We start from the raw sequence: 4,211 nt of genomic DNA, 5'->3' as shown, positions 1-4,211 counted from the left end.
CCGCCACTACGGCGGTTACAACCCGTACCTGCACGCGGACGGGCCCGCGCAGGGCCGGCCCGGCACACCGCCCCCGTAGGCCGTGCCGGCGCTCCCGGGACTCCTGTCAGGCGGACGCCTCGGTGAGTTCGGCCAGCTGGCCGTCCGTCAGTCGCAGGTCCGCCACGGCCAGCAGGGCGGGCAGCTGCTCGACGGTACGGGCGGAGGCGATCGGCGCGACGACGGTCGGCCGGGCGGCGAGCCAGGCCAGTGCGACGGTGGCGACCTCGGCGTCCTGCTCCTGGGCCACCTTGTCGAGCGCGGCGAGCACCTTGCGCCCCCGCTCGGACTCCAGGTGCGCGGCCGCACCGCCCGCCCGCGCGCTCTCGACCTCGACGCCCGGCCGGTACTTCCCGGTCAGGAAGCCGGAGGCGAGGGCGTAGTACGGGACGGCGGCGAGACCGGCCCCGGTCGCGGTGTCCAGCAGCGGGCCCTCGTAGGTGTCGCGGGAGACGAGGTTGTAGTGCGGCTGGAGCGCCACGTACCGGGCCAGGCCCTCGCGCTCGGAGAAGTCCAGTGAGGCACGCAGCCGCTCGGGGCTGATGTTGGAGGCGGCGATCTCCCGCACCCAGCCGGCCTTCACCAGGTCGTCGAGCGCGGTGACGATCTCCTCGACCGGGACGCTCTCGTCGTCGAAGTGCGTGTAGTACAGGTCGATGTGGTCGGTGCCCAGCCGCCGGAGCGACGCCTCGGCGGCCTTCTTGACCGTCGCCGCGGCGAGCCCCTTGTACGCGGGGTGCGAGCCGGCCTTGGTGGCGACGAGTACGTCGTCGCGGCGACCGCGCGACGCCAGCCACCTGCCGATGAGCGTCTCCGACTCACCGCCCTCGTTGCCCGGGACCCAGGCCGAGTAGACGTCGGCGGTGTCGACGAAGTTGCCGCCGGCCGCGGTGTACGCGTCCAGGACGGCGAAGGAGGCGGCCTCGTCGGCCGTCCAGCCGAAGACGTTGCCGCCGAGGGCGAGGGGGAAGACCTTGAGGCCGGAGGAACCGAGTGCGCGATACGTGGTCATACCCGGGGCCAACGAGGCGGTGGTGCACGCTATTCCGCGCGTACGCCGTCCGTGCGGGCCACCGGACCGGGCAGGCCGGCAGCCCTGACGTCGGGGGGTGTGTCGCCAGGGCTGCCGGGGTTCAGGGGGCGGCCGGCCGGGGCCGGCGCGGGCTCAGACCGTGAGGCCCTTGCTGCGCAGCCAGCTCATCGGGTCGATGCCGGTGCCGTCCGCGGTGTGGACCTCCAGGTGGAGGTGCGGGCCCGTCACATTGCCGGTGGCGCCCACGCGGCCGATGGTGTCGCCGGTGCTGACCCGCTGGCCCGCGGAGACGTCCATCGAGGACTGGTGGCAGTACCAGATCTCGGTGCCGTCGTCGAGCTCCAGGACCGTGCGGTAGCCGTACGAGCCGGACCAGCCCGCCGACTTGACCGTGCCGCCGTGGACGGCCTTGACCGGCGTACCGGTCGGCGCGGCGAAGTCGAGCCCGGTGTGGTGGCCGGAGGACCACATCGAACCGGCCTGGCCGTAGGTCGAGGTGATCGTGTAAGAGGAGGTCGGGATGGCGTAACTGGCGGCGAGCTTGGCGAGGCGCTCGGCCTCCGCCTTCTTCTTCGCCGCCTCCTCCGCCGCCTTCTTCTCGGCCGCGGCCTTGGCCTCCGCCGCGCTCTGCTGCTTCGCGGCTTCCTTCGCGGCCTGTTCGGCCGCGTCCTTCTCCTGTGCGGCCCTGGCCTCGGCGTCGGCGCCGGCCTGCTGCTGCTCGGCCTGCTGGAGGATGCGTGCGCGCAGCGCCTCACCGGCGTCGGTGGTGCCCTGTTCGGCCTCCGCGGCCGTGATGCCGGCGCTGGTGAGCGGGGCGGCGGCGACGATCTCGGTGTCGTCCGCCTCGGAGCCGCCGGACATGAACGCGCCTACACCGGGAAGTGAGGAGGCGTCGGGAAGATTGTCCTTGATGGAATCGGGAAGGGAGATGGAGACCGGCGGCTTGCTCTGCGCGGTGGCCATGCCTCCCGCACCGACGGCCGCGATGACGCCGACGCCGAGGACGGTGGAGCTACGGGCCAGACCACGCTGCTTGGCCACGCGGTGCCTGCCGCGCACGGGACGGACGGACTCCTCGGTGGGGTTCCATTCCTCGGAGGCCCCGGCCTCGTCACCGAAGGATCCGTACCTGAGGGGCGACGGGGACTGGGGGGCAGGCTGGTTGGACGCCACGTGGGCGCACTCCTTTCCTTCCTTCTCGCCTACCGGGTTAGCTGACGGGTTCGGAGCAGGAAGGTCTCCTACGGGTCCTGGTGCCTCTGGCGAGACACTGGTGCCCGATTCACCCCATGTAGGTGGTTCCCCGGTTCCCTTGCGGAATTCGGCGCTCGCGCGCGGTGCCGTCTCTTGCGACGGCTGGGACGACCGCGCTGCGTTATCGAACGTTAATAGACACGGGGGTCCGATTCCAAGCCGTTCCGGGTGATCATTCCCGCTCTGGGCCTGGACTTTCAGTCAGGAATCGGCAGCAAACGGGCGACCTCAAGGCGCCGTGATCTCCCATCAGTTTCTGATGGTTCGTCAAATGTTATGCGGAGCGAGGTCCCTCGGTCACGGACCGTCGCCCCCGCTCCTCCACCGTCCCGCCCCACGGTCTTCACCGTCTCCCCCGGCCCGCCCGCTCCCCGCCGGGACGTTCGACCGCGAGCAGCGCCATGTCGTCCGTGGACCGCCCCCCGGTGTGCGTCCGCACGTCGTCGACCAACGCGGACAGCAGCTCTTCCGGGCCAGGGAAGGTCCGGCCGTGCAGCCGCTCCGCGGGGTCGTAGAAGACCCCGCGCGCGTCCCGCGCCTCCGACAGGCCGTCCGTGAACACCAGCAACGTCGCCCCGGCCGGCATCACCCACTCGTCCGACCGGTCCGGCCACACCTCCAGGCCCATCCCGATCGGCATCGCCGGCATGGACGGCACCAGCACCTGAAGGCCCCCGTCGGCGTGCAGCAGGATCGGCTCGGGATGCCCCCGGTTGACGACCCGCAGGACGTCCGAACCCGTCGGGATCTCGGCGAGGACGGCGGTGACGAACCCTTCCACGGCGTCCAGGCCGCCACGCCGTACGCCCTCCCGGGCCAGCGCCCGCTCCAGCCGCTGCGCCACGCCCTCCAGGGAGGACTCCTGCTCGGCCGCCTCCCGGAAGGCCCCGATCACCACGGCCACCGCCCCCACGGCATCCAGCCCCTTGCCCCGCACGTCCCCCACCACCAGCCGCACCCCGTGCGGGGTGTCCACGATGGCGAAGAGGTCGCCGCCGACGAACTCGTCCGCCTGCGCCGCCTCGTAGCGCGCCGCGACCAGCAGCCCGCCGATCCGGTCGTCCGGGGTGGGCAGCACCGCGCGCATAGCGGTCTCCGCGATGACGCGCGCCGAGGCCAACTGCTCGTTGCCGCGCCGCACGACACCGTTGATGACGAGGGCGAGCGCGGAGACGGTGACCAGGGTCAGCAGCTCGGTGAGCGGCGCCATGCGCCCGATCGATCCGTGGGCGACGCGGATGGCCAGCACCACGAGGAGGGCGGCCCCCGCGGTACGCAGGGTGCGGGACAGCGAGAAGAAGGGGGCTGCGATCAGGGGCGCCGCGGCGAAGAGCGGAATCGCGGACACGTTGGGCGCGGTCAGCAGGTCGACCACCGCACCCGCCACGATCATCAGGACGGGCAGCGCCCGCACGAACCGCCGCGTCCAGGCACCCTCGACGGCCATACCGCGCTGTCCGTCCCGCTTCCCCACTGTGCACTCCCTGCCCGGTCCGCCCACGGCTGCGGACGGTACCGCCTGTCTCTTATACACATCCCCGTCCGCCGGTGGCCGGCCGGAGGGCCGGTGCTGCGCGCGGAGCGTCGGTGCGTCCCGTACGAGGACGGCGGTGCCGCCCCCGACCGATCGTAGTTCTTCCTGGGGCTCTGACCGGGGACACACACGGCGCCCCGCGCGGTCACCTCGGAGAGCGGGCCCGGAACACCGAGAAGTGGTCCGCACCGGAATGCCCCCGCCTCCCGGCCCGCTCCCGCTGCCGCGTCGCGGCCGAGCCGCATGCCCGTCCGCGTCCCGGGCGGCGGTCCGGGACGGGAAACGACGGTGGCCCGGATCCTTGGAAGGATCCGGGCCACCGTCTTCAGTAGCGGGGACAGGATTTGAACC

At 72.5% G+C, this 4,211-nt stretch carries 2 protein-coding genes, 1 pseudogene and 1 riboswitch; all 3 genes and pseudogenes read right to left on the bottom strand.

Features of this window, described 5'->3' with window-relative positions; all coding sequences use genetic code 11:
* Positions 1-106 precede the first annotated feature (106 nt).
* Complete coding sequence (locus IH13_RS0135425) at positions 107-1,051, bottom strand: aldo/keto reductase (RefSeq protein WP_031091148.1); 945 nt, start codon at positions 1,049-1,051, stop codon at positions 107-109.
* A 153-nt stretch (positions 1,052-1,204) separates the two neighbouring features.
* A complete protein-coding gene (locus tag IH13_RS0135420) occupies positions 1,205-2,245 on the bottom strand; it encodes a M23 family metallopeptidase (protein ID WP_031091146.1) in 1,041 nt (346 codons plus the stop codon).
* Positions 2,246-2,256: 11 nt separating this feature from the next.
* Positions 2,257-2,409: riboswitch (cyclic di-AMP (ydaO/yuaA leader) on the bottom strand.
* A 246-nt stretch (positions 2,410-2,655) separates the two neighbouring features.
* A pseudogene (locus IH13_RS0135415) lies at positions 2,656-3,800 on the bottom strand (PP2C family protein-serine/threonine phosphatase); the annotation flags it as partial.
* Between the last annotated feature and the right edge of the window lie 411 nt (positions 3,801-4,211).

Origin of the sequence: Streptomyces sp. NRRL WC-3549 (genome assembly GCF_000721935.1) — a bacterium.
GTDB lineage: Bacteria > Actinomycetota > Actinomycetes > Streptomycetales > Streptomycetaceae > Streptomyces.
Note: the sequence above shows the minus strand (reverse complement) of the source record. Positions and strands in the feature narration are given on the sequence as shown.